Genomic DNA, 1,799 nt, shown 5'->3' with positions numbered 1-1,799 from the left:
TGTCAACACCGGCGGAGTTTGTCGCCTTTTCACCGAAATAAAATGTCACCTTTTCACCGATCTGCTTGTTCCGCTTGTGACTCGCCCTCGGTGGGCGGGTCCGGCTTGGGCGTTCGGCCAAAGAGACCGGCCTTGCGCTTCTCTCGAAGCCGGTAGCTCTCGCCCTTGATGTTCACCGTGGTCGCGTGGTGGAGCAATCGGTCCAGAATGGCTGTGGCGAGGACGTGGTCGCCAAACACCTCGCCCCAGTCAACAAAGCTCTTGTTCGATGTGAGGATGAGGCTCGCCCGCTCGTACCGCCTCGTGAGCAGCCGGAAAAACAGGCTCGCCTCCTGGCGGCTCATGGGCAAGTAGCCGATCTCGTCGAGGATCAGCACCTTGGGGTAGACGAGTTGCTGTAGGGCCCGTTCCAAGCGGTTTTCCGCCTGGGCTCGGCGTAGCCGTGTGAGAAGTTCTTCCAGGGTGAGGAAGAGCACCCGGTGGCCGGCTTCCACGGCTTTGATGCCCAAAGCGATGGCGAGGTGAGTCTTGCCGACGCCCGGCGGCCCCAGGAACACCACGTTCTCCGCCCGCTGGACAAACCCGAGCCCCGCAAGCTCCCGGATCACGCGGCGGTCGATGGAGGGCTGGAAGTCGAAGTCGAACTGCTCGAGGGTCTTGAGCCACGGGAATCGGGCCTGGGCCAAGCGGCTTTCGAGCCCTTTCTGGTGGCGGCCCCTCCACTCCGTCTGGAGGGCCTCGGCCAGAAACTCCTGGTAGGTGAGTTCGCGCTTGGCGGCCTGCTCGCACAGGGTATCGAGCTGGGCGTGCAGGTAGTCGAGCTTGAGCTTGGTGAACAGCGCCTCTAGTTGCATCCGGCCACCTCCTCGTAGACGGAGAGGTCCCTCTGCTCCACCCGGAGGGCCTCCTGCCACAAGGCCCGGTGGTGATCGGGGATCTGCCCCCAGCCCTCCGTGGCGGGGCGCAGCCGGTGGGTGGCCACAAGCACTTCTGGGTCCCCGGCGAACACTCGAAGGGTGTCGTCGAGACCGATTCGGACGGTCACCCGGTGGCCACACAGATGGGCCGGGACGCTGTAGCGGTTGCCTCGCACGTCGATGTAACCGTCCCACGCGACCCACCGGGTCTCCCGGTAGGAGGTGTCGAACCGGGTGGGCGGCAGGGGCTGGAGGTGGGGCAACTCCCGGGCGAAGCGCTCGATCACGACCTCCCGTGTCGTGCCGTGGACGCGCCGGTCGGCCTCGTCGCCGAGCCACCGCTCGGCCTGTTGGTTGAGATGGGCGAAGCTCTCGAACTCGCGGTAGCGCACGAAGAAGTGCTGCTTGAGGTAGCCGACCACCCGCTCGTCCTTTCCCTTGGTGCGAGCCCGGTAGGGGCGGCAGGCCTTGGGGGTGAACCCGTAATGGTGTGCCAAGTCGAGAAACGAGGGGTGGAACACGGCCTTGCCGCCGAGGTGGGAGAGGACCTGGGTCTTCTCGTTGTCCACCAGCACCTCCCGGGGCACACCGCCGAAGTACTCGAAGGCGCGCACCAGCGACTCAAAGGCATGGTGGGCATCCTTTCGGGGTGCGGCCCAGAAGTGGAAGCGTCGGGAGTAGCCCAGGGTGTTCACCGCCACGTAGACCTTGGTACGGACCCCGGCGATCCGGGTGTGGAGTTCGGCCCAGTCGTGCTGAAGTTGATGCCCTGGGGCCGTCTCGAAGCGCACCGTGGCCCGAGAGGCCCGAAGGGGGCGCTTCGGGCGGATGTAGTCCCGCAGGATGCTGATGCCGCCGTCATAGCCCTGCGCCTGCAGTTCC

The 1,799-nt window shown here is 65.6% G+C and carries 2 protein-coding genes; both read right to left on the bottom strand.

What is annotated here, in order from left to right; all coding sequences use genetic code 11:
* Positions 1 to 53: 53 nt before the first annotated feature.
* Positions 54 to 854, bottom strand: coding sequence for an IS21-like element helper ATPase IstB (gene istB, locus ACYQ8L_RS18435; protein ID WP_459943285.1), 801 nt, complete (start codon positions 852 to 854; stop codon positions 54 to 56).
* Positions 845 to 1,799: IS21 family transposase (gene istA / locus ACYQ8L_RS18430; RefSeq protein WP_459943284.1), on the bottom strand; the 955-nt coding region annotated here is incomplete at its 5' end. The genes istB and istA, both read right to left, overlap by 10 nt.

It is taken from the genome of Deferrisoma palaeochoriense, assembly GCF_054656955.1.
Note: the sequence above shows the minus strand (reverse complement) of the source record. Positions and strands in the feature narration are given on the sequence as shown.

Coding starts and splice junctions, on each gene's coding strand:
- istB (WP_459943285.1), bottom strand. CDS start 854: ATGCAACTAGAGGCGCTGTTCACCAAGCTCAAGCTCGACTACCTGCAC.